This window comes from Klebsiella sp. 10982, from assembly GCF_048589245.1.
In the GTDB taxonomy this organism is placed as follows: Bacteria; Pseudomonadota; Gammaproteobacteria; order Enterobacterales; family Enterobacteriaceae; genus Klebsiella; species Klebsiella quasivariicola.
In genome coordinates, this window is the sequence record NZ_JBMAXV010000036.1 from 24733 (window position 1) to 51494 (window position 26762).

Here is a 26762-nt window from a genome sequence, read left to right on the forward strand (position 1 = left end):
CGTCTATGACTCTGGATCGCAGAAAAGTGCTGATTTACCTGCGCCCGGATATCAGCGCCAGCGAGCGCTTCGCGGACGCAAAAATTGAGGCCCATCACCGCGGCGACCGCGGCGATATGTCGCGTACGGCGCTGCTGGCAGGGCTGGCGTTAGGGGAAGTCGATAGCCGCCTGCCGTCGATGCTGGCGGCGCTGCTGGCGGAAGATACTAAACCGGAAACGCTGCGTAAGATGCTGGCCTCGTTCCTTGAGATCCAGCCAGCCTCTTCCACCCCGGTCTCCGCGCCAGCGGCTGCGCCGGTAAAGGCACCCGAGCCGCCCGCGCCGGTCAGCGAGAGTGTTTCGGCGCGTAACCTCGCCGGTTCGTTACCGGATTAAGCGCTGTTCCCGGTTTGCGCTATCCGGGAAACTCCCCGGCTTGCGCTGCGCTTAGCCGGGCTACTATTTGCATCGTCCGGTAGCCCGGGTAAGGCGGAACGCCGCGACCCGGGAAATTCCCCGGCTTGCGCTGTGCTTAGTTTGTAGGCCGGATAAGGCGTAGCCGCCACCCGGCGCGAAGACGGAACGCCGCTATCCGGGATGTCGTCCCTATCCGTGGGCGAGGAAGCGGGCCAGGCGCTGCTGGAGCAGGCGATTTTCGCGTGTGAGACGTGCGTTCTCATCCAGCAGGGTCAGCGCTACCGCAATTCCCGGCCAGTCCAGCTCCAGCTCGTTACGCAGGCGCACCGCGCGATGGACAATCGTCACCGCGCTGTCGTCGAATAGCCAGGTTTCCGCCTGCGGCTGGTGCGGCTCAATCATCCCTAAGCCAACGATCTCCGTCAGCTCCTCTTCCGACACCCCGGTACGCAGGCACAATTCGGTAATGGTAAACGTCACTGTTACTGTAGCCATCAGGCTTTCCCCCATGTCTTACGCGGATCGAAGCTGGCTTCGGCGGCGGCCAATTGTTGCCAGAGCTCACGCGCTTTTTCATCTGGTTTTGGCGGCATGACAATCTTGATGACGGCGAACAAATCGCCGGTGTGGGTTTTGCTCACCAGCCCTTTGCCTTTGATGCGCAGGCGCTGCCCTGCCTGACTGCCAGGCGGCACCGTCAGCAGAATGCTCTCTTTCAGGGTGGGCACCGTGACTTTCGCGCCCAGCGCGGCTTCCCACGGCGCCAGCGGCAGGACGATCTCCAGGTTATGGCCGACGATGTCGAACAGCGGATGCGGCGCGATGTGGATCACCAGCCACAGATCGCCGTTCGGGCCGCCGTTTTCCCCCGGCGTCCCCTGGCCCTTCAGGCGGATACGCTGGCCATCGACGACCCCGGCCGGAATTTTCACATTCAGCGTTTTCGGCGTTTCACTTTCGATCATGCCAAACACGTTATAGACCGGCAGGTTATAGCTAATGGTGCGAGTCTGCTCGGCCAGCGTCTCTTCAAGGAACACCGCCACTTCGATCTCCAGATCGTGGCCGCGCGCGGCATGCTGACGACGGCGCTGATGCGCCTGCTGGCTAAACATGGAGGAGAAGATGTCGTCGAAATCCTGCTGGCTGTAGCTCTGCTCGTGTGACTGCTGCTGGCGACCGAAGCCGGGATCGTTACGATGCTGCCAGAGCTGATCGTATTCGGCGCGCCGCTGCTCATCTTTCAGGACTTCCCAGGCTTCGGCGAGATCCTTGAATTTGGCTTCGGCATCGTTTTCTTTACTGACGTCGGGGTGATATTTGCGCGCCAGGCGGCGGTAGGCGGTCTTGATGGTTTTCAGATCGTCCGTTGGTTGCACCCCGAGAATGGCATAATAATCCTTCAATTCCATGGTGTTATCTCATCTGTGCTCAGTGCAGTGGTTACATATTCCCTGGATCAGGCGTCTGTATACAGCGTAGGGCAAATGCGCCCTGAAGGGGAAGAAAAGTGGCGAAAACTTGACGCCGTCGGGGGGCGACAGCGTCGTGGGTAAGATTAGTCTTTCGTCTGCGGCCGTGGGCGGTGGCGCCATCCGGCGAACAGAACCAACAGCGCACCGACGGCGCCGGCCAGGCGCGCAACGCCGTCTCCGGCGCTGGGAAACAGCTGGCGAATGGTAGGGTCGCTGACCAGCATTGACCCGGCAATCCAGCCGATGAGCATCCCGCCCAGCAGCACCACGGCGGGAAAGCGGGTGAGCAGGGCCAGCACCAGCTTGCTGCCCGCGACAATAACCGGAATACTGATCGCCACGCCGAGAGCAACCAGCGTAATGTGCCCTTTCCCGGCGGCAGCCACCGCCAGTACGTTATCCAGCGACATGATCACATCGGCGACGGTGATGGTGATCGCGGTACGCCACAGGCTGACTGAACCGCCGACCTCGTTCTCTTCTTCCTCGTTATTGACCAGCTTTACGCCAATCCACAGCAGGAGCAGCGCGCCGACTATTTTCAACCACGGCAGCGACAGGAGATACAGGGCGATCGCCAGCAGCAGGACGCGCGCCAGGATCGCCCCCACCGTGCCAATGACGATCGCGGTGGTGCGCTTTTGTGGCGGCAGTTTGCGACAGGCCATGGCGATCACCACGGCATTGTCGCCGCCCAGCAGTAAATCGATGGCGACAATCTGCAGTACAATCACCGCCATGTCCCACTGTTGAAGAAATGCATACATATCGAGAGAAACCACCTGAAATAAGAGCAAGAAAAACCGCTGCGCAGGGTACTCCGCCTGGGCCGCGTTGACCACTGGCGCAGGCCTGCGCTATCGCGTGGGAAAGAGAGAGCCTGAAAAATAAAGTTACGAATCAACGCGCCGTTGGGCAAGGCTTCGGCGAAAAAGGGTGATATTTTGTCATCCAGACTCACCTGCCGTTCACTTATCGCAAGGATCCCCACTATGTCTGGCCACAAGAAATACCTCTCTGTCGCCCTGTTGAGCGCTGTCTTACTGCCGGCGATGGCCGCTGCCGCTGACGCGCCAGCGACCTTTACCCCGGAACAGGAGGCGCAAATCGGCAAAATCGCTGCCGACTATCTGGTCGCCCATCCGGAAGTATTGCTGCAGGCGAGCCAGAAATTGCAGCAAATTCAGGCGGAGCAACAGGCCAGCGCGGCCACCCAGGCGGTGCTGAAAAATGCCGCCGTGCTGACCCAGGATAAAAATACCCCGACCTACGGCCCGGCCAATGGCAAAGTCACGGTGATCGAGTTCTTCGACTACCAGTGCGTGTACTGCAGCCGTCTGGCGCCGGTGATGGAGCAGGTGATTAAAGCGCACCCGCAGACCCGCTTCGCCTTTAAAGAGTGGCCGATTTTTGGCGGCCGCTGGGAAAGCTCGCTGGAGGCAGCGAAAACCGGCCTGCAGATCTATCAGCAGAAAGGGGCGGATGCCTATCTGGCTTACCATAACGGGGTTTACGCTACCGGCCATAACGAAGGCAAGCTGACGACGGCGGATATCCAGCAGCAGGCGAAGAAAGCCGGCTTTGATGCGAAGAAGGCCGCCGACGTCGAACCGGTTCTGCAGAGCATTAACGACCTGGCGCAGGAGATTGGTCTCAGCGGTACGCCGGGCGTGATCGTGATGCCGACCACCGGCGCCACGGAAGCCAGCATTACCGTCTTCCCGGGCCTGGCAGATAAAGCCTCTCTGGAGGCCGCCATCAAAAAAGCCGGCGGCTGATCCCCGGCGTATTACCTGTCAAGGCCGCCGATGGCGGCCTTGCTCTCATGCGCGATCGCTCTCTTCCTGCGGCGGCGGTAACGCGTGGCTTTTCAAATCAATAATCTGCCCGATTTGATCGTGGTAAACGGTGAGCAAATTATAGCGGCTCATCTCCGAGATAATTTGCGGCGCGACGTTAAAGCTGCTCGCCAGCTCATCGTCGCGCAGAGCGAGCACCGTGGTATGACGTCGGGTACGGGCGCGGCGCCGGTTGTAGTGGTACCAGAGGATCAGCAGCCAGCCGTTCAGCGCGGCAATCAACAGATACACCAGCGCCGTATTCAGCGAGGCCATCAGCGACTCCCAGCGCGGTGAGGGCGGCGCGATGAACTGCATCAGCAAATTGGCGTACAGAAAGAACAGAAAACCGAGCCAGGCCAGCAGCGTTAAGCCAGCGTCCACCAGCCGGGGCAGCACACGGTGTTCGGTTAAGATGAGCGTATTTTCATTCATCACAGGCTTCCTTTTCCCCGGTCCGGACTCACCCAGCGCGCGCGGGAACGTTGACGTTTCAACATCACTTTCGGAAAAGCGACCAGCGTGGTCAGCAGGCCGATCATCCAGTAGACCATCGGGAACCAGATCACCCAGAACAGCGATTTGGCGACCTTCTTCTCATAGCGCCGCTCGATATACAGGCTGGCGACGAACTGCAGCAGGCACATCAGGCCGAGCAGCATGCCGGTGAATTCCGGCGGGAACAGGCTGTGCACCGTCAGATTGTCTGGCAGCGGCATCAGATGGCTGAGGATAAACAGCAGGATGGTGATCGCGTAGGCAAAGGCCCACAGCGTGGAGCAGGCATACTCCAGAAACAGCGGCCACATCCGATGATGCTGCCAGTGAAACAGGCGACGGAGGTTGACCAGAAAAACCTCCGCGCCGCCCTGGGCCCAGCGCAGACGCTGCTTCCATAACCCTTTGAGGGTCTCCGGCATCAGGATCCAGCACAGCGCCCGCGGCTCGAAAAAGATGTCCCAGTGGCGGAGCTGAAGCTTCCAGCTGATATCAATATCTTCAGTGATCATATCCGGGCTCCAGTAGCCGACGTCCGCCAGCGCCTGCCGCCGAAAGGCGGCGATCACGCCGGAGACGGTAAAGACCCGGCCATAGATCCGCTGTGTCCGCTTGATAAGCCCTATGATCGACGAGAACTCCCCCACCTGAATACGGCCGATCAGCGTGGATCGGGTGCGGATCCGCGGATTGCCGGTGACCGCCCCGACGTGCGGATAGTGGATCAACGGCGCGACCAGCCAGGCCGCGGTATCCCGGTCCAGCAGGGCATCGCCATCGATGCAGACCAGCAGATCGCCGCGGGCGGCGGCGGCGCCTGCTTTGAGCGCCACCGCTTTTCCCTGATTGGCGGCCAGGTGGATCACCCGCAGCCTCGGCTCCTCCTGCGCCAGCTGCTGGAGCACCTGAGCGGTGTTGTCCGAAGATCCGTCGTTAATGGCGATCACTTCGAGATTGGCGTAACGCTGGGCCAATGCCGCGCTGATGGTCTCCCGGGCGTTTTTCTCCTCGTTGAAACAGGGGATCAGGATCGAGATCAGCGGATTACCCGGCAGCGTCGGCGGCGGGGTATCCTCCCCCCACGGCCAGTGGCGTTCCAGCTGAAACCAGAAGTAAAGGCCCCCGGTGATCCACAATACCGACATAAACAGCGGCCAGAAAAAGACAAAGTCGAGGATAAGCTCGCCGGTAAATACCGCCGCGACGCCTAACGGCAGCCCGAAAACGAGGCATAAAATACACAATGCGATGATGCGATCAGTCATGGTCAGGGTACCACCAGGAAGAAAATTGCGGCCTGATACGGGAGATATCAGGCTGGTTGTTAATAAAGTCGTCAGGGTAGTAGCCGTAGTTTTTGACGCCGTTCAGCCGCAGCAACTGCATCCAGTCCGCCAGCTGCTGGTCAGGAATGGCATTTTGCTGGCGCTGGTTCCAGTCTCTGGCCTGTAGCTCAAAGATGGTTTTATTCAGCGCGCCCGGGCGGCTGGCGACGGCCTGAACCAGCCGCGTCAGCCAGGCCTGGCTGGCGTCAATCGGCACGGACTCCATCAGCGGCATCGCCATCGGGACCGTCCAGTCATAGGCGGCCAGGAAATCATCCAGATTCTGCGCAAACCAGGCTTCGCTCTGCGGCTCCAGGATCGGCAGGGCGAAGAGATTACGCGCCGTTTTCACCTGCGGGCCGCGGATGGCCTGCACCGCCTGGCGTAGATCCCGAGTGAAACGGGTCAGGGTTTGGCTTTTGAAACGCATCCACGCCTCGCGCTCTTGCGGACGTTGGGGCACCGGCCCGGCGTCCTGCGCCAGGCCGGTCTGCCGCCAGGCAGCGATTGCCTCCGGGCTCACGTCTTCAAAATCGGTCAGCACGGCGTCGTCGTGAAACAAAATCCCGCTGAAGCTGGCGTGTCGGGCCAGATCTTCGTAGATGTCGGTGATCTGCTGGCGCACCCGGGGATCCCAGGGCGACAAGCGGACATAGGGCTGCCGGGCGAGCTGCGCCTGGCCGGTTTGTGGATCCCAGCGCTGAACGCGCGGCAAATCGGACGCGAGATCGAAGGCCAGCACCGGCATCCAGGCATAAACCTTGACCCCGCCGCGGGTCTGCAGCTGCCAGGAGACGAAGTTAAACAGGTCGGCGCGCATCGGCAGCCAGCGGTTGGGGAAATAGAGCGACTTGACCGTGCCATCGCCCTGCGGGTCGGAAAAGGCTTGCAGGAAAACATAGCTGATTTTCATGTCATAGACGCGCTGCACCAGCTTATCGATATTCTTCGCCTGCTGGACGGGATTGGGGTCATAGACATAGTCCAGATCCACATGCATCACCCGGACGGGGTCGGCTTCCTGAATCTGGGTCACGGCGTTGGCAAAGGCCTTGATCGACGGATTCCCGGCGATCAGCAGGCGCGGAATATTGTCCAGATCATGAACGTTGCCCAGCCCGTCGTTCAGCGTAAACGCCAGCTGATAGCCCTGTTGTTTGGCGATGGCCAGGGTCGTGCCGCTGGCGGCGCCGTAGGGCCACACCCAGGCGCGCGGCGCTTTCCCGGCGACCTCATGGATTTTCGTCGTCACTTTCTGCACATCATCGGCCATGCGCCGGGTAAACTGCGCGTCGCTTTCATAGCGGCCGGTGGTTTTATCCCAGCCGCGGTTGGCGGCGGCTGGCTCGCGGCTGCCCTGCGGATTGGCCGGCAGACCGTAGTGCGAGGCCCAGGTATGCGCGCCGATTTCCACCAGCGGCGAGCGGCTCAACTCCTGCACCATCTCCCAGGTGGCGAAGCGCTCGCGCGGCGTCATCAGGCCGCCAAAATTAACGGGCTGATTGGCGGGGGTATCCACCCAACTGCCCACCGGAGCCCACAGCGCCGGGACGTTCCAGGCTTTAAGCAGCGGCCAGACGCGGGTGTAAAAACTGCTATAACCATCGTCGAAGCTGAGAAGAAAAGCCTTAGGTGGCAGTGGCTTAAGCCCCTGGTTCGCATCCAGAATGTCCTGAACGCTCACCGCACGGTAGCCGTGATGAAGCAGCCAGGCGATCTGCTCATTGAGCGCGCTGGTGCGTACCGAGAGATAACGCTGGTCGGCGGCGTCATCTTCGACATCATGGTAGGCCAGCACCAGAAAGCGATCCGCCGGCCAGGGTTTATTAGCCTCCAGCTGGGGGCGCTGCTGCGGGGTGAGGAAGGGGACGTCCTCAGCACGCACGCTGAAGATAAGGCACAGCCAGACGAGAAGCATCAGGCCGTTGCGCAGGGTCGTGTTCAGCATGGTCATCCTTAAAACCGTATATTTGCATCAAGAGTGATAGCGAGGTTGTTTTCGCGTTTACCGTCATAGGGGCGTTTGTCCCAGTTCAGCATCACCCCGGTGTCGACGACGTTGTTCCAGCGCAGGCGCTGCCCGTAGCCCAGCACCGTGATCGCGCCGGCGGCGTGATTTTTTTGCCAGTAGCTGCCGCCGCCGGCGAGCAACTGCTGGCTCCAGACGGTGTCATAGCGCTGGTAAAGCCTGTGATCGACGGCCAGCGCCGCGGTGGCGGCGAGGTCACGCGCCGGGCTGTAGTAGGCGGTGTCGGTACGGCTATTGGCGCTGGCCGACAAACCGGGCTGCAGATCCAGCGTTAACCACGGCGTCTGCCAGAGGCGCTCTTTACCGGAGAGGGTGTACTCCTGGCGGCGGTTATGGTCGGTAAAGCGGCTGGCGGCCGCGCTGACGCGGTACTCCCGGCGTTCGTTTGGAGACCAGCGCAGCCAGCCTTCGCCGCGGTTGGCGCTGACGCCATTGCGTAACGCGCGCAGCGGCGTCTGCTGCGAAATCCGCTCCAGTTCGCCGCCCAGCTGCCAGCGATCGCTGAGGTCGTGCGCGGCGGAAAGGCGGAGGCCGGGCTTGTTCTCGCCTTGAAAATTGACGCTGGAGAGCTCAAGCTCGCCCCAGTAGTCGCGCGGGCGCCATTCAACGCCGGCGAACAGCTGGCGACGGCTGCCTTTCCCCTCTTCAAAATTGCCTTCAGCGAAGCGGTGCCCGCCGAACAATCGCCAGCTGTCGGCTAGCGGCGGACTGTAGATCGCCGTCTCAAAACTGAGATCGTGTGTGCCGCTCACCGGGTTGTCGGAATGCAGCCCTTTGCCAACGCTCAGGCGAAGTTCGGAGAGATGATGGACCTCACGGGCTCTGGCTAAGCGTTGGGTATTCAGATCCCGGGGCGAGCGGGCGATGACGTCGTCAGTCAGCAGATCCATCTGCCGCCACTCCTGCAGATCGAGGGCGACCCAGGCCTGCTGGCGCTCCAGCTGCAGGCTGGCGGGCTCCAGAGATTCGGCTGCTTTTAGCCGATGTTCGGCAGCTCGCGGCTGTCCTCTCTCCTGCTGAAGGGCGGCATAATCTATCTGCAGGCCCTGGTTGCCAGGGGCCGTTGCCGCCAGGCGCTGCATCCGGGCTTCGGCCTGCGGCAGGGCGTTGGTGGCGGATAAATAGTGCACGTTAAGCGACTGCGCGGTGAGCCAGTCATCGTTCGGCTGCGGCGTTGGCGAGCCGTAGAGGCGACGGATGTAGGGCGCATTCCGGGTGAGGCGGGCGACATACCGTTGCGCCGCCGGGTACTGACCGGTATCCAGCAGGGCGTAGAAAAGCTCATGCTCTTCATTCTGTGGGCTTGTCAGCCACGAAGGATGCTGGTGGATAAGCGTCAGCGCAGGCTCAATCTGCTTAAGGGCGATATAAGAGGAGATGACCCAGCCGATGGCCCAGTCGGGAACCACCTGCTGCTGCGCGATCAGGCTGTGGTATTCGCGGATGACCTGCGCGTAGTCGGCGCTGGCGTACAGGGCGCCCAGGCGGTCAATGCGCGCCCGGATGATGTCGGGGCCGGCCTGCGGGTCGGGACGCCAGGCGGCGATCAGCGCGTCATACTGCGCCAGTGCCGTGCGGGCCAGCGCGTAGCGCGCATTTTCCTCCCGGGAAGGCGTATCGGCAAGGCGCACCAGTTCGGCGGCGGCGTTCAGCTGCAGGTTGCGCTTTTCCGCAGGCGACAGCGCGACGCTATCCGCCAGGCCGAGGGCGGGGGAATCGATCCGGTTTTGGCTGAGGGACGTCATCAGGCTGGCCAGCGCCGCTTTGTTTTGCGGCTCACGATCGAGGATCTGCGTGTCGACCAACAGTTGATCCCTGCTTTTACCCAGCCGCAGATAGACATAAGAGAGCGTCTGCAGGTGCGCAATGCTTGCCTGCTCGGCCACCAGGCGACGCGCTCCGCTGAGTGCCTCGCTGTCCTTATGGGCATCGGCCAGCGTTTTGATATAGCCGATACGATAGTCGTCGCTGTCGGGGGCCTGGCTGAGGGCTTGTTGCCACAGCGTGAGCGAGGCTTGCCACTGTTTCTGATTGCGTAGCGCCTGCGCGGCGGCGGCGGTACCGCGTGCGGGAAGCGGCATATAGACCTGGTAGCGTCGCCAGACTTTCACGACCTCATCGTCCTGACCCGCCCAGAGTGCGACCTGCAGCCAGTCCGCCACCTGAGAGGGGGTTAAAGCATGGCGCAGCTGGTACTGCTGAAGGTAAGAGAGAAAGGGGGTGTACTGGCCTTGACGTGCTTGCAGGATCTGCTGGTCATATACCGAGTCCGCTCCTTGCACCAACGAGGGAAAGAGCAAAAGCAAGCCGATTGACAGCGAGAGTTTCGTGTTGCGATTAAACAATAATGTATTTGAATAAGGTGATCTTTCCATTTCTATTTGCCATATGTTCATCAAGAATCCATTGCACAACACGACCGTCCTTTGACGGTGAGTTAAAGGATGAGGATGGTCCCATTTAGCTGACTGGCACTGCAGGTGAATGACTTATTGCAAGGTATTAAACATATCTCCGGTTGATAATTGAATGGATAATTTATACCCGATATGGCAGCGGATAAATATGGATTAATGGTGATCTGCGTTTTAAGATAAATCTGTAAAATCGGCTTAATTAGCATGGTGGCTCTTAACGGGTTTTTGTTAACTGACTGAAATAAATAAAAAATAACCTTGGGTGAAATTTTGTTTCAAAAGTAACCTGGGGCATATATAGGTGAAGTGGTAAGAGTTTTTTGTGGATATTTAAGATGATTTCTGACAAAAACTCTCAATAACAGAAAAAGCATCTTTTCTGTGGGATTTTTTTATTTATAATTAATCCGTTTATTTTCTATCAGTACATAAGGAGGTTTTTCTTAGCCTGATTCAGATGCCGCGCTAATGATAAATCACTGCTCTCGTTATTTTCACCGCCATGCGAAGCGTTCCATAGGGCGAAGGATACGTCTGGTTGACGAGAATTTGTTGATTAAATGTAAAAGGGACGATTTGTGGCAACTTCAATGATATTGATTACCGAGGATTACTATCTCTTTCAAGGTGTTAAGAATTTTTTTCCTGATATCATTCAGTTGGATTCTAGCGGAAAAACGATTTTAGATAATGAGGTTGATGACGTCTCTCTGCTGGTTGATAGCCGTTCGCCGCTTTGCCATTACGATTACCTGGTGATGGAGGCGGCACAATCCCGAAAACGAATATGTTGTATTGTCCTTGATATGCGCCATCGGGAAGAGCATTTACTCAGTCTGAAATCATTTTTAAACATGTCATTGTCACCCGCGGATATGGCGACATTATTTGGTCTTTTTCTGGAAATGAAGAGCAAACGACTGACCAAAGAGTGGTTTGACGATCTGCGTTTAAGTATGACCGAACAGTTGATGCTGCGTTTGCTTTGGACTGGAATGACAATGGAGGAAGTGGCGGTGAATCTGAATACGTCGGTAAAAAGCCTTTACCGCAAGCGCACCGCACTTTATGAACGCCTGGGATTAGATAATTTTAATGAAGCCTGCTTATTTATCTTTAGAAATAAACTGCTGGAGCAGGCCGGTGCATCCCCTTGAGGCTTTGCTGTACAGGTAACGGATGACATCGCAAGGTATTTGATGACGGAATTGTAATAAATTAAATGGCTATTGATAGGTATAACCGTCATGACTACCTGGTATCTCTGGTCGCGTCAGGCATATAATTTCGAAGCTCTTTGGAAGTAATTACCGCCAATGCGGTTTGCTATGCACAGCGATTATTATAATGAATATATTCCTTGCGCCGCACAGGAATAGTTTTGTCATAAATTAACTCTATCATGGTATTCCGGATCATGCGCCGGAATGCCATGAAATTTCGTGAAAGCATCAGAGGAGCGAGGTGGATGAGAATAAGGGACAGTATTGCTGAACGGTTAGAGGCGTGCGGACTCTACCGCCGGGCGGCATCAAGATGGATAGAGGTGATGCAGCGCTGTCTGGACGATGATGACAGAGAGTGGATCCGTCACCATCGCAACCAGTGTCTGAAAAAGGCGCAACGTCCGCCGGCGCCGAAAGAGGAGTTTGCCGATCTCCATCAGGCGGCCAAAGAGACGCAGTATCGCATGGGCATCGCACAGCCCTATGGCGAAGCGTTCAGGCTGCCTGGTAAAGGGAAAACGGCCGCCGAGTAATACCTTTCTTCACGGGGTTTGCCTGACAGCTTCGCCTTATCCGGTCTACGTCTCAACAGGCGTTTCCTTACCTCCCTGGCTCGCACAAGCGCAGCGCCGCCGGGCGATTCACATCAGACGCCGTACCCGCGGTTGTGCCGGATGGCGGCATAAATGCCTTATCCGGCCTACGGGCCCCCCGCAGGTTCAAACAGCGTAGGCCCGCGCAAGCGTACATCCGCCGGGCGATACACATCAGACGCTGTACCCGCGGTTGTGCCGGATGGCGGCATAAATGCCTTATCCGGCCTACGGGTCCTCCACAGGTTCAAACAGCGTAGGACCGTGCAAGCGTACATCCGCCGGGCGATACACATCAGACGCTGTACCCGCGGTTGTGCCGGATGGCGGCATAAATGCCTTATCCGGCCTACGGGTCCTCCGCAGGCTCAAACAGCGCAGACCCGCGCAAGCGCAGCGCCGCCGGGTAGGGGATCATAGAATAGAGTTCGATGAAGAGTCCGGATACAGAAAAGTAAAAACCCGCCTTTTGGGCGGGTTCTCTAAATAAGTGGTGCCCGGACTCGGACTAACGCCGCAGGCGTTGAACAGCGCGCTTGCCGCGCTGGCCCCGAAGGGGTGAGCCGCTGTGCGGCGAATAATCGAACGGAGTTCGATGGAGAGTCCGATCGCAGAAAAGCAAAAACCCGCCTTTTGGGCGGGTTCTCTAAATAAGTGGTGCCCGGACTCGGAATCGAACCAAGGACACGGGGATTTTCAATCCCCTGCTCTACCGACTGAGCTATCCGGGCAACGGGGCGCATTAAACCGTAATCCGCCCACCCCGTCAACCAAATTTCTTAAATTACTTGTCGATTGCTTATCTTTGCGGCAATTCCGCGTTCAACGGCGCGTTTTGGCTTAACTTCACTGCATGCCGTTATCGCCTTCGCGGGTTTTCCAGCCGCTGGTAATAGCGATAACGTGGCGCAGCCCGGAGATGAGGTAATCACCAATGACCTCCTCGTCCTCTCGCGGCGAGCTCAGCGTAATTTCCGCATCTACGCCGTGGCGATAGGCGCCATGGTGGCTGAAAATGGTGCCGATATAACATTTCCCATTCAGCCAGACTGGAATATAGGCCACCGTCTCATAGATATAGTTAACGGCGACGCCGCTGTAGTAGTTATCCGCCTCGTCAGCGGAGGTGCCCGGCGGGATGGGGCAGATCGGCGCGTCGTTGTCGCTGGCGGGTCTGTCTTTCAGCAGGCTGCCCTGCATCACTTCCAGCGATCGCAGCAGATCCGCTTTATCGGTATCGCTCAGGCTGGGGGTCAACGGTTGGTCTTTCTCCGGCGAACGGATGCTGTTCAGCGTATAGCGATAGCGAACCGTCACTGCGGGCGTCTGGCTGGTGGTGCTGAACGGACGCAGCAGGTAAAGGTTATCTTCGCCAAACTGGCCGTTGTACCACAGGGCATACACCTGACCGTTGATTTTGACCCAGTGGTTCCACTGGTTAGCCCCGCGGCCATTAATGGAAAAGAGGGCACCGGGCACTCCGGCATCGAAATCATCACCGTTATCACTGTCGCTGCCGTTGACGGCGGCAAAATCATCATCACCTCGCTTGAGCACACCGGTGTAGCTGAAGAGCCCGGTCCCGCCCACGTAGCTATCGATGATCAGATCGCGTTTACCGTCGCCATCGAGATCGATAAGCGTGAAGCTGACTTTGCCGTTTTCTGAATCCGCGCTGATCGCGGAGCGCAGAAATGCCTGCCACTCATCATCGCTGATGTCCGGGGACGGTTTGCTGGTCGAAACCAGCGTATCGTCGGCGTAAGTGAGCGTGAAGTCGGTAATATGGCCGGTTAACGGAAACTGCTCGGCGACCCGGTTCAGCGCCAGCTCTGGATCGCTTTTTTGCGCTTTTAACACTGCGTTATACAGCGTGCGCAGGGCGAGGTTATCCGCCTCTTTCTGCTGTTTGGGGATCACCTGGCTGACAAAGGTCGGCAGCATCCAGGTGCCGCCGGGGGTGATTTCCCGGCACATACCGGTGCTGTACTTCAGGCTGGGGGTAAAGGTTTTACCGTCCCAGACGCGGGTTTCGCCGGTGACGCAGTCGGCAATCCCCCGTTCTTTGTGCTGGAAGACGAGAGTACCGTTGGCGTAGCTGGAAGCCTCGGTGGTCAGTAGCCGCGGTTTGCTTAACTGGGCGTTATCAACCAGCCACAGGGCATAGCCGTCGTTATAGGGCGCTCGCCAGCAGAGCGCCTGCACCAGAGAATGGGTTTTATCCAGCGCGGTCAGCGTGATCTGGCGCTCTGCCGCCGGAATGGCCGGGTTCTGCCAGTCGTCGCAGCGCTGGTTTAGCAGCGGCGTCAGGGAGGGCAGCAGCTTCTGGCGCTGGAGCATACTTAGTGGCACCGGCTGCGCGTTATGGAGAACCGGGGCGGCGATAATTTCCGGGGCGGGCGTGGCTGGCAAAATGGCGTCGTCGCCCGCGTCGCCTTTATCCAGCAGCGCATCGGCGGTGCCGGTGCGTCGTTGAAACGCATCCATTTTACCCAGCACCTCGCGGCTGCCGGCGCTGGACAGCGGCAGGCGTTGACCGTTGAGGGTGAATTCGATTTTGCGCTGATTCGTTAACGCCTGCAGCAAGGCGGTCGTCTGGTCGCTGTCGAGGCGGAAGTGGCTGTCGTCCAGAGCGTCCAGCGCGCCGAGATCCCTGTCGTCGATCAGCAGGCTGGCGGTGGAGTCGGCGGGGATATCGTGTTCGATCTGCGCGAAGGTGGCCGTGGCGGTGAGGTGCTGTTCGCTGCCCGCGTTGCGGGTTAACAGTATGCTGACTTCGCCCATGCGGACACCGTAGCCCGCTGCCCGGCAGGTGCCGGTGTTATCGCAGGCGAGCTCCCAGTCATTTTGCGCAAAGGAAAAACCTTGCAGGGGAGCCGCCAGCAGGGGCGTGGAACAAAGCCCCAGCCAGGCAGCCCAGAAGAACGCGCGCATATCAATCCCTGTCAGCAATCAGTGAGGGGGAAATTATAGGCGCGACGTGGCGGTTAGGATATCAGAATCAGGTTAATGCCCCGCCCATGCGGCACTGGGCGAAGCGCAGAATATCTTCTGCCAGCCGCCGGGCGGTATCCACGTCCGTCTGGCTACGCTTGATCAGCAGACGGCTCAGGCAGCCCTCGACGATCAGCTCCATCTGCTTGGCGACCATTTCCGGGTCGTCCACTTCTAATTGCGTCAGCAGTTCATGGGTGTAGGCCAGCGAGGCTCGCTTCTGCTGTTCCGCCAGCTGATGAATCGGGTGCTGAGGATCCGGATAGAAGGTGCAGGCGGCGATAAACAGACAGCCCGGGTACCGCTGGTTGCTGACGCAGGTGGTGAGGGCGGCATAGCGTGCCAGCAGCTTTTGCTCCGCGCTTAAGGTCTCGTCCAGCAGGAGCTGTCGACGCCAGGCGTCCACCTGCTGGCTCAGATAGCGAAGCGCGTCGTACAGCAGCGCTTCGCGGTCAGGCCAGAAGCGTTTCAGGTCGATCGTCGGGCAGGACAAACGCTCAGCGACCATCTCCAGCGACGTGTTGGCGATACCTTCAATTTCAAGAATTTTAATGGCTTCTGCCAGGACGTCTTCACGTTGCACGGTGTTCTCCTCCATCTTTCCTCCTAAAGTGTCGCTCACGCTTGCCAATCGCGCAAATGGGCGCTGAATGCCGCGGCATCCATAAAACCGGTGACTCGCCGCTCAGGCTGTTCCTGACCCTCAGCGTTGAAGAACAGGATCGTCGGCAGACCCAGCACCTGCAGGTGTTTCAGCAGCGCGACGTCTTGCGGGCTGTTCTTCGTCACATCAACCTGTAATAACACGGTGCCTTTCAGCGCCTGCTGCACGTCAGGTGAACTAAAGGTGTATTTTTCAAACTCTTTGCAGGCCACACACCAGTCGGCGTAGAGATCGAGCATTACCGGCTGGCCTTTTGCCTGCGCCAGCGCCCGGTCAAGTTCGGCCACCGAGCTGACGCGGGTGAAGGCCAGATGCGCCTGCTGTTCGACCGCCGGGGCACCAAACGCCCAGTCCTGCAGAGGACGGGCGCTGACCAACGCGGCGGCAAGCAGAACAATTTGTGCCAGCCGCATCCACGGCCGGGTAGCGCCCAGCGAGGTGATAAACGCCCAGCTGAAGAAGGCGACACCGAGCATTGACCACAGCCGTAATCCCCACTGCTCGCCGAGGATGCGTTCCAGCAGGAAGACGGGCAGGGCAAGGATCACAAACCCGAAGGCGGTTTTCACATGGCTCATCCACGGGCCGCTCTTCGGCAGCAGGCGGTTGCCAAACACGGTCACGAGGATCAATGGCAGCCCCATGCCCAGCGCGTACAGGTACAGCGTGCCGCCGCCCAGCCACAGATTACCGCTCTGGGCGATATACAACAGAATGGCGCTCAGCGGCGCAGTGGTGCAGGGGGAGCAGATCAGCCCGGCAATGGCGCCCATCGCGAAAACGCCACCGGGCGAGCCGCCCTGGCGTTTATTGCTGAGCAGCGCCAGCCGCGTCTGGAGCGACGACGGCAGCTGCAGCGTGAACAGGCCGAACATGGAGAGCGCCAGCAGTATAAACACCACCGACAGGCCCACCAGAACATACGGGTGCTGCAGGGCTGCCTGGAACTGCAGCCCGGCGGCGGCCACCACCAGCCCCAGCGCGGTGTAGGTTAAGGCCATCCCCTGAACATAGATAAAGGCCAGAAGCAGGGCCCGCGCGGTGGAAAGCCGTTGTTTCCCGCCCAGCACGATGCCGGAAATCAGCGGGTACATCGGTAGCACGCAGGGGGTGAAGGCAATGCCAATGCCGATCAGCAGCGCCCACAGGGCGGTAAACGGCAGGCGAGCGGGAGTATCCGCTGGCGGCGCAGAGGCAGGCGCTTGCGCCGCCGGGCGCGGCTCGACCGGCAGCGGCGGGTTGAAGGCTGGACGAGGGTTCGGCGACGACACGGGAGCGGCGACGGTTGACTGAGCGTCGCTTGAGGCCGTCAGCACGGCGCTCAGCGGGACCACTCTGGTCTCCGGCGGATAACAGAATCCAGCATCGGCGCAGCCCTGCCAGGTGACGGTGAGGGTGGCGTCTTTATCCGCCTGCTTTACCGTCACGGGCACGGTCAGGCGCTGGCGAAAGATCTCGCTTTTGCCGTAAAACTCATCTTCATGCCACTCTCCCGCCGGCAGCGCCGGTTCGTCGATCGTTGCGCCAGCGACGCTGAAGGTAAACTGTTGACGATAAAGATAATAACCATCCTTGATTTGCCAGCTCAGGTTGATGTCGTGCTGTTGCTGCTGAAAGTCAAAGGCGAAAGCTTGATCAGCAGGCACGAAGTTCGAGCGCCCTGGCGCATCGAATAACCCGGCGGTGGCTGACGTGCTGCACAGCAGCAAAATCAGCGTAATGATGCGGTAAGCCATGAGAGGTAATCGTTGTCTCCATACGTGACGGGCAGAACCAGCAGTTCAGGGGTTTGATACGGGTGATGAGCCTTCAGACAGTCCAGCAACGCCTGCTGATGGGCAAGGTCTGTTTTGAGCAGCATCTGAACTTCATACTCCTGCTCCAGCTTTCCTTCCCAGTAATACAGCGAAGTGGCGCCCGGCAGCAGCGTGGCGCAGGCGGCAAGCTTGTCCGCCAGGGCTTTTGCCGCCAGATCCTGGGCGGTCGCTTCGTCCGGCGCGGTACAGAGAACAACAACAGCATCAGGCGTAGTCATTATGAACCTCGTATCAGCGAAAGAGGCACTATAACACGCAAGATGCGGGGAGATCAGGGTAACGCGCGGGGAAAGGGGCAAACGGGAAGCGGGCCCTCAGCAGGCCCGCCGCCAGCGGTATTTACAGCATAATCCCGCCAAAGATAAAGCCGAGGATCACGCACAGCGTGATAGCGATAACGCCAGGGATCAGGAAGGCGTGGTTAAAGACATATTTGCCGATGCGCGTCGAGCCAGTGTCGTCCATTTCTACCGCCGCCAGCAGGGTTGGGTAGGTTGGCAGGACGAACAGCGCCGAGACGGCGGCAAACGAGGCAATCGCCGTTAACGGGCTGACGCCCAGCAGCAGTGCGGCGGGCATCAACGCCTTGGTGGTGGCTGCCTGCGAGTAGAGCAGCGTGGCGGCGAAGAATAACACCACCGCCAGCAGCCACGGATAGTTGTGCAGCAGGTCGCCGGCCACGGCCTGGATATCGCTGATATGCGCCTTAACGAAGGTGTCCCCCAGCCAGGCGACGCCGAGCACGCAGACGCAGGCGCTCATCCCGGACTTAAAGGTGCTGGCGTTGAGCACCTCGCCAGTGTCGATTTTGCAGGTGATGCTAATCAGGGTGGCGATGGTCAGCATAAACACCACGATCGCCTCGTTACGCGGCAGCACCGGGTTCTTGATCAGGCCGACGGTATCGCTGATGGCGGTGGCGTAGAACATCACCGCCACAATGCCGATCAAAAACAGCAGGACGGAACGTTTGGCGTGCGGCTTCAGCTCAAATACCTGGCTGCCGCGCAGTCTGACTTCCCCCTTGGCCAGCCGTTCCTGATAAACCGGGTCGTCTTTCAGCTCGCAGCCGAGAAAGTTGCAGACAATCGCAGTGAGCATCACCGCCAGCAGGGTGACGGGAATACAGATGGCCAGCAGCATCAGGTAGCTGACGCCCAGCGGCTCCAGGAGCCCGGCAAAGAACACCACCGCCGCGGAGATAGGCGAGGCGGTGATTGCTATCTGGGAGGCCACCACCGCAATCGACAGCGGACGCGAGGGACGAATACCTTGCTCTTTGGCCACTTCGGTTATCACCGGCAGCGTGGAGAAGGCGGTATGGCCGGTGCCGGCGAGCACGGTCATAAACCAGGTCACCAGCGGGGCAAGGAAGGTAATGTACTTCGGATGGCGACGCAGCATCCGTTCGGCGAGGCTAACCAGATAATCCATCCCGCCGGCGACCTGCATGGCGGCGATAGCGGCAATCACCGCCATAATGATTTCAATAACGTCGAAGGGGATTGCGCCCGGTTTAATTTGAAAAATAAGCGTCAGGACAAGGACGCCAAGGCCACCGGCAAAGCCGATACCGATGCCGCCCAGCCTGGCGCCGAGATAAATCGCCAGCAGGACAATAACCAGTTCTGCACCAAACATATATGCCTTCCTTGTTTTTTAACAAGTTGATATTGGATTGTTGTATTTTAGTAAAACTTAAAAGCAAAAAAGGCATGTCATCGCTGACATGCCTTTCAATGACTAACCTGAAAGATTACTGTTCGCTTTCATCGGTATAACGCTTCGCTTTATAAGCGGGATGCATCAGGTTTTGCGCGGAGAAAATATCATCCAGCTCCGCCGCCGTCAGCAGTCCACGCTCCAGCACCACTTCCCGTACGCTCTTGCCGGTTTCGGCGCAGATCTTGCCGACGATATCGCCATTGTGGTGGCCGATAAACGGGTTGAGGTAGGTGACAATGCCGATGGAGTTGTAGACGTAGCCTTCACACACCGCTTTATTGGCGGTGATGCCGTTAACGCATTTCTCCAGCAGGTTGTAGCAGGCGTTGGTCAGGATATGAATGGACTCGAACATCGCCTGGCCGATCACCGGCTCCATCACGTTCAGCTGCAGCTGGCCGGCTTCGGAGGCCATGGTCACGGTGGTATCGTTGCCGATGACTTTAAAGCAGACCTGGTTGACCACCTCCGGCACTACCGGGTTAACCTTCGCCGGCATAATAGAAGAGCCAGCCTGCAGCTCCGGCAGGTTGATTTCGTTGAGGCCGGCGCGCGGTCCGGAAGAGAGCAGACGCAGGTCGTTACAGATCTTGGACAGTTTCACCGCCAGGCGTTTCAGCGAGCTGTGAACCATGACGTACGCCCCGCAGTCCGAGGTGGCTTCAATCAGGTCTTCCGCCGGGACGACCGGTAAGTTGCTCACTTCCGCCAGCTTCTGCACCGCCAGCTGCTGATAGCCGTCCGGGGTGTTGAGGCGTGTACCGATCGCGGTGGCGCCGAGGTTCACCTCCAGCAGCAGCTCCGCAGTGCGCAGAATGCTTTTGGTCTCTTCATTAAGCAGCACATTGAAGGCATGGAACTCCTGGCCGAGGGTCATCGGCACGGCATCCTGCAGTTGGGTGCGGCCCATTTTGAGAATGTCCTCGAACTCCACGGCTTTCGCCTGGAAGCCTTCGCCCAGCTGTTTAATCGCATCGATTAACTTCAGAATGGAAGCATACACCGCGATGCGGAACCCGGTAGGGTAGGCATCGTTAGTAGACTGGCATTTGTTGACGTGATCGTTTGGGTTCAGGTACTGGTATTCGCCTTTCTGGTGGCCCATCAGCTCAAGGCCGATGTTTGCCAAAACTTCGTTGGTGTTCATGTTTACGGAGGTGCCGGCCCCGCCCTGGAAGACATCGACCGGGAATTGGTCCATGCATTTGCCGTTATTCAGGACCTCGTCACAGGCGGCAATAATTGCATTTGCCGCGCTTTTGGGAATGGTCTGCAGCTCCTTGTTCGCCAGCGCCGCGGCTTTCTTCACCATCACCATGCCGCGCACGAATTCTGGTATGTCGCTGATTTTGCTGTTGCTAATGTAGAAGTTTTCAATCGCTCGCAGAGTATGAACGCCGTAGTAAGCGTCCGCGGGAACTTCCCTGGTGCCCAACAGATCTTCTTCGATACGAATGTTGTTTAACATGTGAACCTTCTTTTCAAGCTGCCAATGAATTCACCAAATACACAGAATATCCAGGATTCAGTATATTTTCTGGCCGACGATTATTTCCTTAACCGGCCCGGTGCCCAAGATCATATGCTGATGATAGCGAATATCAGTAAGCTTGATCACTTATTACATCGCGGGTATGTGAAGATTTATTAATCTGTGAAATGAATCACCGCTTTTCTATTCCTGAGAAAAATAAGCATTTCCGCTGATTGAAAATTCGCGCAGTACCCCCATCTTAGTGGGATACGATCAGCAAATTGATGATTACGGGCGCTGAACGCAGCGCCCGTCGATGAAGGAGACGCCAGTGCGTTGGATTCCGTTTATTGCCTTTTTTCTTTACGTTTACATTGAGATATCGATCTTTATTCAGGTCGCGCACGTGCTGGGCGTCTTTATGACCCTGATTCTGGTGATCTTTAGCTCGGTGGTGGGGATGTCGCTGGTGCGTAACCAGGGCTTCAAAAACTTCCTGCTGATGCAGCAGAAGATGGCCGCGGGCGAGAGTCCGGCGGCGGAGATGATCAAAAGCGTATCGCTGATTATCGCTGGTCTGCTGCTGTTGCTCCCGGGATTCTTTACCGACTTCCTCGGCCTGCTGCTGCTTCTGCCGCCGGTGCAAAAGCACCTGACGATGAAGCTGATGCCGCATCTGCGCTTCAGCCGGATGCCGGGCGGCGGCTTTAGCGCCGGAACTGGCGGCGGGGAGACCTTCGAAGGGGAATTCCAGCGCAAGGATGAGCAACACGACCGTCTGGACCATAAGGACGATCGCCGCGAATAACATACAGCGGCCCGGTCAGCAGAGGCGTCCGGGCCGCTTTCTTTCCAGATCTATACGCTTCCCGTCGCCAGCCTGCGCTTCGGTAAAAACAGCCACAGCACCGCGAGCATCACCAGCGCGTACAGACTCTTCCAGCCGACCATCGTTAACAGCAGCAGACAGAGAATGCTGCCCACCACCGCCAATAGCCGATAGCGTCCGCGCAGCAAACGACAGCCCGCCAGCATGCACAGCAGATAGATCATGATGAAGATGCCGTTGGCATAGACGATCAGCGCGTCCAGATTGATATCGAGCAAATAAATACACAAGGTACTGACCACGCAGGAGCCCAGCACGGCGTTAAGGGCGTTGCGCGGGATCTGCCGCGGCGACAGGCGGGCGAGGTAGCTTTCGGGCTTATGCTGCGCCTGCGACCAGACCAGGCGGGCGAAGCTTTGAATATAGATGTTGAGGCTGGCGAAACAGGCGAGATAGCCGATGACGCAGGCCACCCACAGCGCTTCGACACCGAACAGACGGACCACGATGTTCGGTAATGACGCCGCCGCCGCCATCTCCTCGCCAAAGGCGTGGAAGTGCAGCACCAGCACGGTACAGGCCCAGTAGACCGAACCGGCAAGCAGCAGGCCTATCATCAGCGCCCTGGGGAAGTCACGCTCGGGATGTTTAAACTCCGAGGCAAGGTGAGCAAAGGCTTCCAGACCAACAAAGCACCAGAACATCACCGACAGCGCCGAAAAGAGCTGCCCGCGGTCAATTTCCGCCGGGGCCGGGAAGGGGATCTGCGCCGGGCTTATTCCACCGCGCCACCAGACGGCGACGATCAGCGCCACAATCAGTACGGCAACCAGCGTCTGCAGGTTAGCGCTGGAGCTGGCGCCACGCGAACCGACCCACCAGACGATGGCCAGGGTACCCAGCTCCGCCAGCAGCAACTGTGTATCGTGCCAGCCGAACAGCGCCTGGCCAAAGCCGGTGGCGATGTGCAGGGCGGCGGGGAGCCCGACCGGGATAACCGATAAAAACAGCCAGCCGGTGACGCTGGCCAGACGTGGGCCAAAGGCCATATCGACAAAGTGAGCTACACCGCCCGCGCTGGGAAAATGGCGGCCCAGCAGGGCGAACACGATGGCGACCGGGAAAACGAGGAGAATGAGCAGCGGCCATGCCCACAGGCTGTTATCGCCAGCGACCAGCGCCGCCAGCGCCGGGACAGCGAAGACGCCAGTACCCAGCAATGAGGTGGAAAGCAACCCGACTCCCTGTCCTAGCCCTAACTCCTGTTTTAAACCACTCATGATTCAATCCTGCGCCAGTGAAAAAAAAGAGAGTATCACAATCGCTTTTCCTTATGACCGATTGCCTGGCATGGCCGCTTTTTGTGCGCCAGCGCAAAGGTAAAAATTTTTTTTAATTTTGCCCTTGAAGCCGGAAATGGCCATCCCCATCTCTCTCTGCACTAGCCGGTAAACCGCGTTCGGCCCGGCGTCACCCATAACTGATAATGACTTTCTCGAAGGAGAGCTATCAATGAGTATTCGTCCGTTACATGATCGTGTGATCGTCAAACGTAAAGAAGTTGAAACCAAATCTGCGGGCGGCATCGTTCTGACCGGTTCTGCAGCAGCTAAGTCAACGCGTGGCGAAATCATCGCTGTCGGTAAAGGCCGCATCCTGGAAAACGGGACTGTGCAGCCGCTGGACGTTAAAGTTGGTGACATCGTGATTTTCAACGATGGCTACGGCGTGAAGACTGAAAAGATCGACAACGAAGAAGTACTGATCATGTCCGAAAGCGACATCCTGGCTATTGTTGAAGCGTAATTCGCACGACCCTGAACGAATTTGAGGAATAAAAGAAATGGCAGCAAAAGACGTAAAATTCGGTAACGACGCTCGTGTAAAAATGCTGCGCGGCGTAAACGTACTGGCAGATGCAGTTAAAGTAACCCTGGGCCCGAAAGGCCGTAACGTGGTTCTGGATAAGTCCTTCGGCGCGCCGACCATCACCAAAGATGGTGTTTCCGTTGCACGTGAAATCGAACTGGAAGACAAGTTCGAAAACATGGGCGCGCAGATGGTGAAAGAAGTTGCCTCTAAAGCGAACGACGCGGCAGGCGACGGTACCACCACCGCAACCGTACTGGCTCAGGCTATCGTGAACGAAGGCCTGAAAGCTGTTGCTGCGGGCATGAACCCGATGGATCTGAAACGTGGTATCGACAAAGCTGTCGTTGCTGCTGTTGAAGAACTGAAAGCGCTGTCCGTACCGTGCTCCGACTCTAAAGCGATTGCTCAGGTTGGTACTATCTCCGCTAACTCCGACGAAACCGTAGGTAAACTGATCGCGGAAGCGATGGATAAAGTTGGTAAAGAAGGCGTGATCACCGTTGAAGACGGTACTGGTCTGGAAGACGAACTGGACGTAGTTGAAGGTATGCAGTTCGACCGTGGCTACCTGTCTCCGTACTTCATCAACAAGCCGGACACCGGTGCCGTTGAGCTGGAAAGCCCGTTCATCCTGTTGGCTGACAAAAAAATCTCCAACATCCGCGAAATGCTGCCGGTTCTGGAAGCCGTAGCGAAAGCGGGCAAACCGCTGGTTATCATCGCTGAAGACGTTGAAGGCGAAGCGCTGGCGACCCTGGTGGTTAACACCATGCGCGGCATCGTTAAAGTGGCTGCGGTGAAAGCACCGGGCTTCGGCGACCGTCGTAAAGCTATGCTGCAGGATATCGCCACTCTGACTGGCGGTACCGTTATCTCTGAAGAGATCGGTATGGAGCTGGAAAAAGCGACTCTGGAAGACCTGGGCCAGGCGAAACGCGTGGTTATCAACAAAGACACCACCACCATCATTGATGGCGTTGGCGAAGAATCCGCAATCCAGGGCCGTGTTGCTCAGATCCGTAAGCAGATCGAAGAAGCGACCTCCGACTACGACCGTGAAAAACTGCAGGAACGTGTCGCTAAACTGGCTGGCGGCGTAGCAGTAATCAAAGTCGGTGCGGCTACCGAAGTTGAAATGAAAGAGAAAAAAGCACGCGTCGACGACGCCCTGCACGCAACCCGTGCTGCGGTTGAAGAAGGCGTGGTGGCTGGCGGCGGCGTAGCGCTGGTTCGCGTTGCAGCGAAACTCACTGGCCTGACCGGTCAGAACGAAGATCAGAACGTCGGTATCAAAGTTGCGCTGCGTGCAATGGAAGCACCGCTGCGTCAGATCGTGTCCAACGCCGGTGAAGAGCCGTCTGTTGTGGCAAACAACGTGAAAGCAGGCGACGGTAACTACGGTTACAACGCGGCAACTGAAGAATACGGCAACATGATCGACTTCGGTATCCTGGACCCAACCAAAGTAACCCGTTCAGCTCTGCAGTACGCGGCTTCCGTGGCTGGTCTGATGATCACCACCGAGTGCATGGTGACCGACCTGCCGAAAGGTGATGCGCCTGATTTAGGTGCTGCCGGCGGCATGGGTGGCATGGGCGGTATGAGCGGCATGATGTAATCGTGCGCTCTACGGCTTAAAAAAGCAGAAACCCCTGGCCAGCAATGGCTGGGGGTTTTTTATTGTTATTTTTAATCATCCTCTTCGTAACCCTGGTACAAAATCAGTGCTGTGCTAAATCAGTGATCTTCGTCTTTTCGGAGACTTCGGATAAATTCATCCGGATCATGTCATTTACTGATTAATACTTTCTCTCATTGATTGTATTCCTGCGCCAGTTCTCGAGATCGTCCTGCGCCTCTTCTAGTGACAGAAGCCAGTGAATGTTCAGGCTGTTATTAAGTGATTGAATTAACGGGTTATCCGTTGATTTTCCTGTTTAGCCTGGTACTGTTTTAAGGGAGGGGACCAATCAGTTTAAAATCACATAAACCTACTTAATGATTTTAAATGGAAATTGATGTCGGAATGGATTCGCTACTGGAGCAGAGTATTAAACGTATAAAAACTACAGTAATGAGTGTTTTATCTTATAATTAATATGTTAATCAATCCTAATCACTAAAGTGGTTTATCGTAATAAATCTATGAATGAAATTTATAATGATGGTTTTTATTTGTGAGATTGATTTTTAATAAAGAAAGGAGTGATAAATTTCGCAAATAGCTATATTGGAATGTTAAAAACATAAAAAGGTACAACGTCGTACCTTTTTATGTTGAGTAATAAATCGGGATTAATAAATGCCCGGGGTACCTTTAAAGATACCTTCTATGCCATCAATCGCGATTTGTTTTGACTGATCCCACCCCAGGAAGAAACCAGCTGCAGCACCGTTAATTGCACCAACGATAATGCCATAGAGTCCGCCGATCATCATACCGATGGTACCAACGCCAAAGATACCGCCATTATCGCTGCCGTGGGAGCCGCCAACAATGCTACCACCACCAGCGGTGATTGCACCTAACAGCAAAGCAGAAGCGACTGCTTCAACGCCGTTTGATGCAATAGATGAAATCGCCGATCCCAGGGATGAGAAGTCCCAGCTATAAGCACCAGAGATTGATTCCATTTCAATTACAGATAATTCTTTCATTTTATGTCCTTATTTTAATCAGTGGTGAAATTAGAAAATGCCGGTTGTTCCATCAATCAAACCTTTATAACCGTCCATGGTCAGTTGCATAGAATCATCCCAACCAAGTAAGGCACCGGTAATAGCACCGATAATACCGCCAGCGATCAGCCCCCATAAGCCACCAACGGCCATACCAATGGTACCAACGCCGAGGATACCGCCGCTATCGCTGCCATGTGTTCCGCCAATAGAACTGCCGTAGCTGGCAAGAATCGATCCCAGAGTGACCGCGGATGCTACCGCTTCAACGCTGTTTGATACGATAGAAGTCAGTGCTGAACCCAGAGAGGAAAAATCCCAGCTGTATGCACCAGCAATGGATTCCATTTCAATTACTGATAACTCTTTCATTAACGCTCCTTGAAAAAAGTAATAAAGCTTACAATTGTATATTAGATCGAACCAATATTTTCTTCCTTATTAATCAATATACATTGGTCAATAATATAACGTGAATGCCAAGAAGCATTCCTGTTACTGGAAGCCGTTACAGAATAAATATCCAATTCTGTTTTTCAACTCATCTTTACATGAATTATTGCTGCTTAATGAACTGTGAGGTTAGGTTCACATCACAGTTCATTTTAAGTTTTATTAATATTGATTTATCGTGAAGGTCATTGCAGCATTAGCAGTCCCTGATTTAACCGTCCCGATACGTTTATAGTGAGCAACAAGTGGGATCTCTACTGAGCTCTCCATATTGGTATGATATTTGGTTTCACTAGAGAAAACTAAAGGAGAACGATCGTTAGCATTAAGTATCTCAATTGCTATACCTGTGGCGGCATCTGAATTACTGGTGTCAACATTAAGTATACCTTTTCCAGTACTACCGGTCGTTGGGTCAAAAGAAACGTAGGTAATGACTCCAACTTACTGAACGTA

The 26762-nt window shown here is 56.8% G+C and carries 24 protein-coding genes, 1 tRNA gene and 1 pseudogene; 8 read left to right on the forward strand and 18 right to left on the reverse strand.

Annotation, left to right across the window (positions count from 1 at the left end; genetic code table 11):
* The first annotated feature begins 5 nt into the window (after positions 1-5).
* Positions 6-377, forward strand: a complete 372-nt coding sequence (locus ACKLKD_RS21705; RefSeq protein WP_025712578.1) for a plasmid partitioning/stability family protein — start codon at positions 6-8, stop codon at positions 375-377.
* 210 nt (positions 378-587) lie between these two features.
* On the opposite strand, the gene cbpM is transcribed toward ACKLKD_RS21705, so the two are convergent.
* Together cbpM and cbpA are read right to left on the reverse strand one after the other, a co-directional pair.
* The gene (cbpM, locus tag ACKLKD_RS21710) at positions 588-893 is read right to left on the reverse strand and encodes a chaperone modulator CbpM (protein ID WP_012543142.1); all 306 of its coding nucleotides are present in this window, start codon (positions 891-893) and stop codon (positions 588-590) included.
* Positions 893-1810: a curved DNA-binding protein gene (cbpA, locus tag ACKLKD_RS21715; RefSeq protein ID WP_087805833.1), complete on the reverse strand. Its 918-nt coding sequence runs from the start codon at positions 1808-1810 to the stop codon at positions 893-895. The genes cbpM and cbpA overlap by 1 nt, the downstream gene beginning before the upstream one ends.
* Before the next feature lie 75 nt (positions 1811-1885).
* On the opposite strand from cbpA, the pseudogene ACKLKD_RS21720 reads away from it, so the two are divergent.
* A pseudogene (locus ACKLKD_RS21720) lies at positions 1886-1997 on the forward strand (hypothetical protein); the annotation flags it as partial.
* On the opposite strand, the gene ACKLKD_RS21725 reads toward ACKLKD_RS21720, so the two are convergent.
* The gene (locus ACKLKD_RS21725) at positions 1957-2640 is read right to left on the reverse strand and encodes a TerC family protein (protein WP_042929392.1); all 684 of its coding nucleotides are present in this window, start codon (positions 2638-2640) and stop codon (positions 1957-1959) included. The pseudogene ACKLKD_RS21720 and the gene ACKLKD_RS21725 sit on opposite strands and share 41 nt — an antisense overlap.
* A gap of 225 nt (positions 2641-2865) precedes the next feature.
* Between ACKLKD_RS21725 and ACKLKD_RS21730 the strand changes: the two genes are divergently transcribed.
* Positions 2866-3651, forward strand: a complete 786-nt coding sequence (locus ACKLKD_RS21730) for a DsbA family protein (protein ID WP_025712581.1) — start codon at positions 2866-2868, stop codon at positions 3649-3651.
* A gap of 45 nt (positions 3652-3696) precedes the next feature.
* Here the strand turns inward: ACKLKD_RS21730 and pgaD are convergent, their stop codons facing one another.
* The 4 genes from pgaD to pgaA are packed head-to-tail and all read right to left on the reverse strand — an operon-like array spanning position 3697 to position 9938.
* Complete coding sequence (gene pgaD / locus ACKLKD_RS21735; protein WP_025712582.1) at positions 3697-4146, reverse strand: poly-beta-1,6-N-acetyl-D-glucosamine biosynthesis protein PgaD; 450 nt, start codon at positions 4144-4146, stop codon at positions 3697-3699.
* Positions 4146-5474 (reverse strand): poly-beta-1,6-N-acetyl-D-glucosamine synthase, encoded by a 1329-nt coding sequence (gene pgaC / locus ACKLKD_RS21740; protein WP_025712583.1) that lies wholly within the window; start codon positions 5472-5474, stop codon positions 4146-4148. The genes pgaD and pgaC overlap by 1 nt, the downstream gene beginning before the upstream one ends.
* Positions 5467-7482 carry a poly-beta-1,6-N-acetyl-D-glucosamine N-deacetylase PgaB gene (pgaB, locus tag ACKLKD_RS21745; RefSeq protein WP_025712584.1) on the reverse strand — a complete coding sequence of 672 codons (2016 nt, stop codon included), beginning with the start codon at positions 7480-7482 and terminating at the stop codon, positions 5467-5469. The genes pgaC and pgaB overlap by 8 nt, the downstream gene beginning before the upstream one ends.
* An 8-nt stretch (positions 7483-7490) precedes the next feature.
* Positions 7491-9938, reverse strand: a complete 2448-nt coding sequence (pgaA, locus tag ACKLKD_RS21750) for a poly-beta-1,6 N-acetyl-D-glucosamine export porin PgaA (RefSeq protein WP_165931843.1) — start codon at positions 9936-9938, stop codon at positions 7491-7493.
* A gap of 632 nt (positions 9939-10570) precedes the next feature.
* Between pgaA and ACKLKD_RS21755 the strand changes: the two genes are divergently transcribed.
* Positions 10571-11137, forward strand: coding sequence for a helix-turn-helix transcriptional regulator (locus ACKLKD_RS21755; RefSeq protein ID WP_025712586.1), 567 nt, complete (start codon positions 10571-10573; stop codon positions 11135-11137).
* A gap of 311 nt (positions 11138-11448) precedes the next feature.
* Positions 11449-11739 carry a PerC family transcriptional regulator gene (locus tag ACKLKD_RS21760; protein WP_080897653.1) on the forward strand — a complete coding sequence of 97 codons (291 nt, stop codon included), beginning with the start codon at positions 11449-11451 and terminating at the stop codon, positions 11737-11739.
* A 715-nt stretch (positions 11740-12454) separates the two neighbouring features.
* Here the strand turns inward: ACKLKD_RS21760 and ACKLKD_RS21765 are convergent.
* The 7 genes from ACKLKD_RS21765 to aspA all read right to left on the reverse strand — a co-directional run bounded on the left by ACKLKD_RS21765 (position 12455) and on the right by aspA (position 20467).
* Positions 12455-12530 (reverse strand) — tRNA-Phe (locus tag ACKLKD_RS21765).
* 115 nt (positions 12531-12645) lie between these two features.
* Complete coding sequence (locus ACKLKD_RS21770; RefSeq protein WP_080897635.1) at positions 12646-14733, reverse strand: DUF1176 domain-containing protein; 2088 nt, start codon at positions 14731-14733, stop codon at positions 12646-12648.
* Between the two features lie 67 nt (positions 14734-14800).
* On the reverse strand, positions 14801-15376 hold the full coding sequence (locus ACKLKD_RS21775) for a transcriptional regulator (RefSeq protein ID WP_087805851.1): 576 nt from the start codon (positions 15374-15376) through the stop codon (positions 14801-14803).
* A gap of 35 nt (positions 15377-15411) precedes the next feature.
* Complete coding sequence (locus ACKLKD_RS21780; RefSeq protein ID WP_087805829.1) at positions 15412-17193, reverse strand: protein-disulfide reductase DsbD; 1782 nt, start codon at positions 17191-17193, stop codon at positions 15412-15414.
* Positions 17169-17492 (reverse strand): divalent cation tolerance protein CutA, encoded by a 324-nt coding sequence (cutA, locus tag ACKLKD_RS21785; protein WP_025712591.1) that lies wholly within the window; start codon positions 17490-17492, stop codon positions 17169-17171. The genes ACKLKD_RS21780 and cutA overlap by 25 nt, the downstream gene beginning before the upstream one ends.
* A gap of 121 nt (positions 17493-17613) precedes the next feature.
* Positions 17614-18915 carry an anaerobic C4-dicarboxylate transporter gene (locus tag ACKLKD_RS21790; protein WP_025712592.1) on the reverse strand — a complete coding sequence of 434 codons (1302 nt, stop codon included), beginning with the start codon at positions 18913-18915 and terminating at the stop codon, positions 17614-17616.
* Positions 18916-19030: 115 nt separating this feature from the next.
* The gene (gene aspA / locus ACKLKD_RS21795; protein WP_025712593.1) at positions 19031-20467 is read right to left on the reverse strand and encodes an aspartate ammonia-lyase; all 1437 of its coding nucleotides are present in this window, start codon (positions 20465-20467) and stop codon (positions 19031-19033) included.
* A 337-nt stretch (positions 20468-20804) separates the two neighbouring features.
* Between aspA and ACKLKD_RS21800 the strand changes: the two genes are divergently transcribed.
* The gene (locus tag ACKLKD_RS21800) at positions 20805-21281 is read left to right on the forward strand and encodes an FxsA family protein (protein WP_025712594.1); all 477 of its coding nucleotides are present in this window, start codon (positions 20805-20807) and stop codon (positions 21279-21281) included.
* A 50-nt stretch (positions 21282-21331) separates the two neighbouring features.
* Here ACKLKD_RS21800 and yjeH read toward each other — a convergent pair whose 3' ends face one another.
* Positions 21332-22582 (reverse strand): L-methionine/branched-chain amino acid transporter, encoded by a 1251-nt coding sequence (yjeH, locus tag ACKLKD_RS21805; RefSeq protein ID WP_025712595.1) that lies wholly within the window; start codon positions 22580-22582, stop codon positions 21332-21334.
* Positions 22583-22814: 232 nt separating this feature from the next.
* On the opposite strand from yjeH, the gene ACKLKD_RS21810 reads away from it, so the two are divergent.
* Positions 22815-23108 carry a co-chaperone GroES gene (locus ACKLKD_RS21810; protein ID WP_004152420.1) on the forward strand — a complete coding sequence of 98 codons (294 nt, stop codon included), beginning with the start codon at positions 22815-22817 and terminating at the stop codon, positions 23106-23108.
* 37 nt (positions 23109-23145) lie between these two features.
* Positions 23146-24792 carry a chaperonin GroEL gene (gene groL, locus ACKLKD_RS21815; protein WP_087805827.1) on the forward strand — a complete coding sequence of 549 codons (1647 nt, stop codon included), beginning with the start codon at positions 23146-23148 and terminating at the stop codon, positions 24790-24792.
* A 677-nt stretch (positions 24793-25469) separates the two neighbouring features.
* Here the strand turns inward: groL and ACKLKD_RS21820 are convergent.
* The 3 genes from ACKLKD_RS21820 to ACKLKD_RS21830 form a co-directional block, all read right to left on the reverse strand.
* Positions 25470-25832 (reverse strand): hypothetical protein, encoded by a 363-nt coding sequence (locus tag ACKLKD_RS21820; protein WP_087805825.1) that lies wholly within the window; start codon positions 25830-25832, stop codon positions 25470-25472.
* Positions 25833-25862: 30 nt separating this feature from the next.
* A complete protein-coding gene (locus tag ACKLKD_RS21825) occupies positions 25863-26225 on the reverse strand; it encodes a hypothetical protein (RefSeq protein ID WP_087805823.1) in 363 nt (120 codons plus the stop codon).
* A 243-nt stretch (positions 26226-26468) separates the two neighbouring features.
* Positions 26469-26741: a fimbrial protein gene (locus ACKLKD_RS21830; RefSeq protein WP_420061987.1), complete on the reverse strand. Its 273-nt coding sequence runs from the start codon at positions 26739-26741 to the stop codon at positions 26469-26471.
* Positions 26742-26762 lie beyond the last annotated feature (21 nt).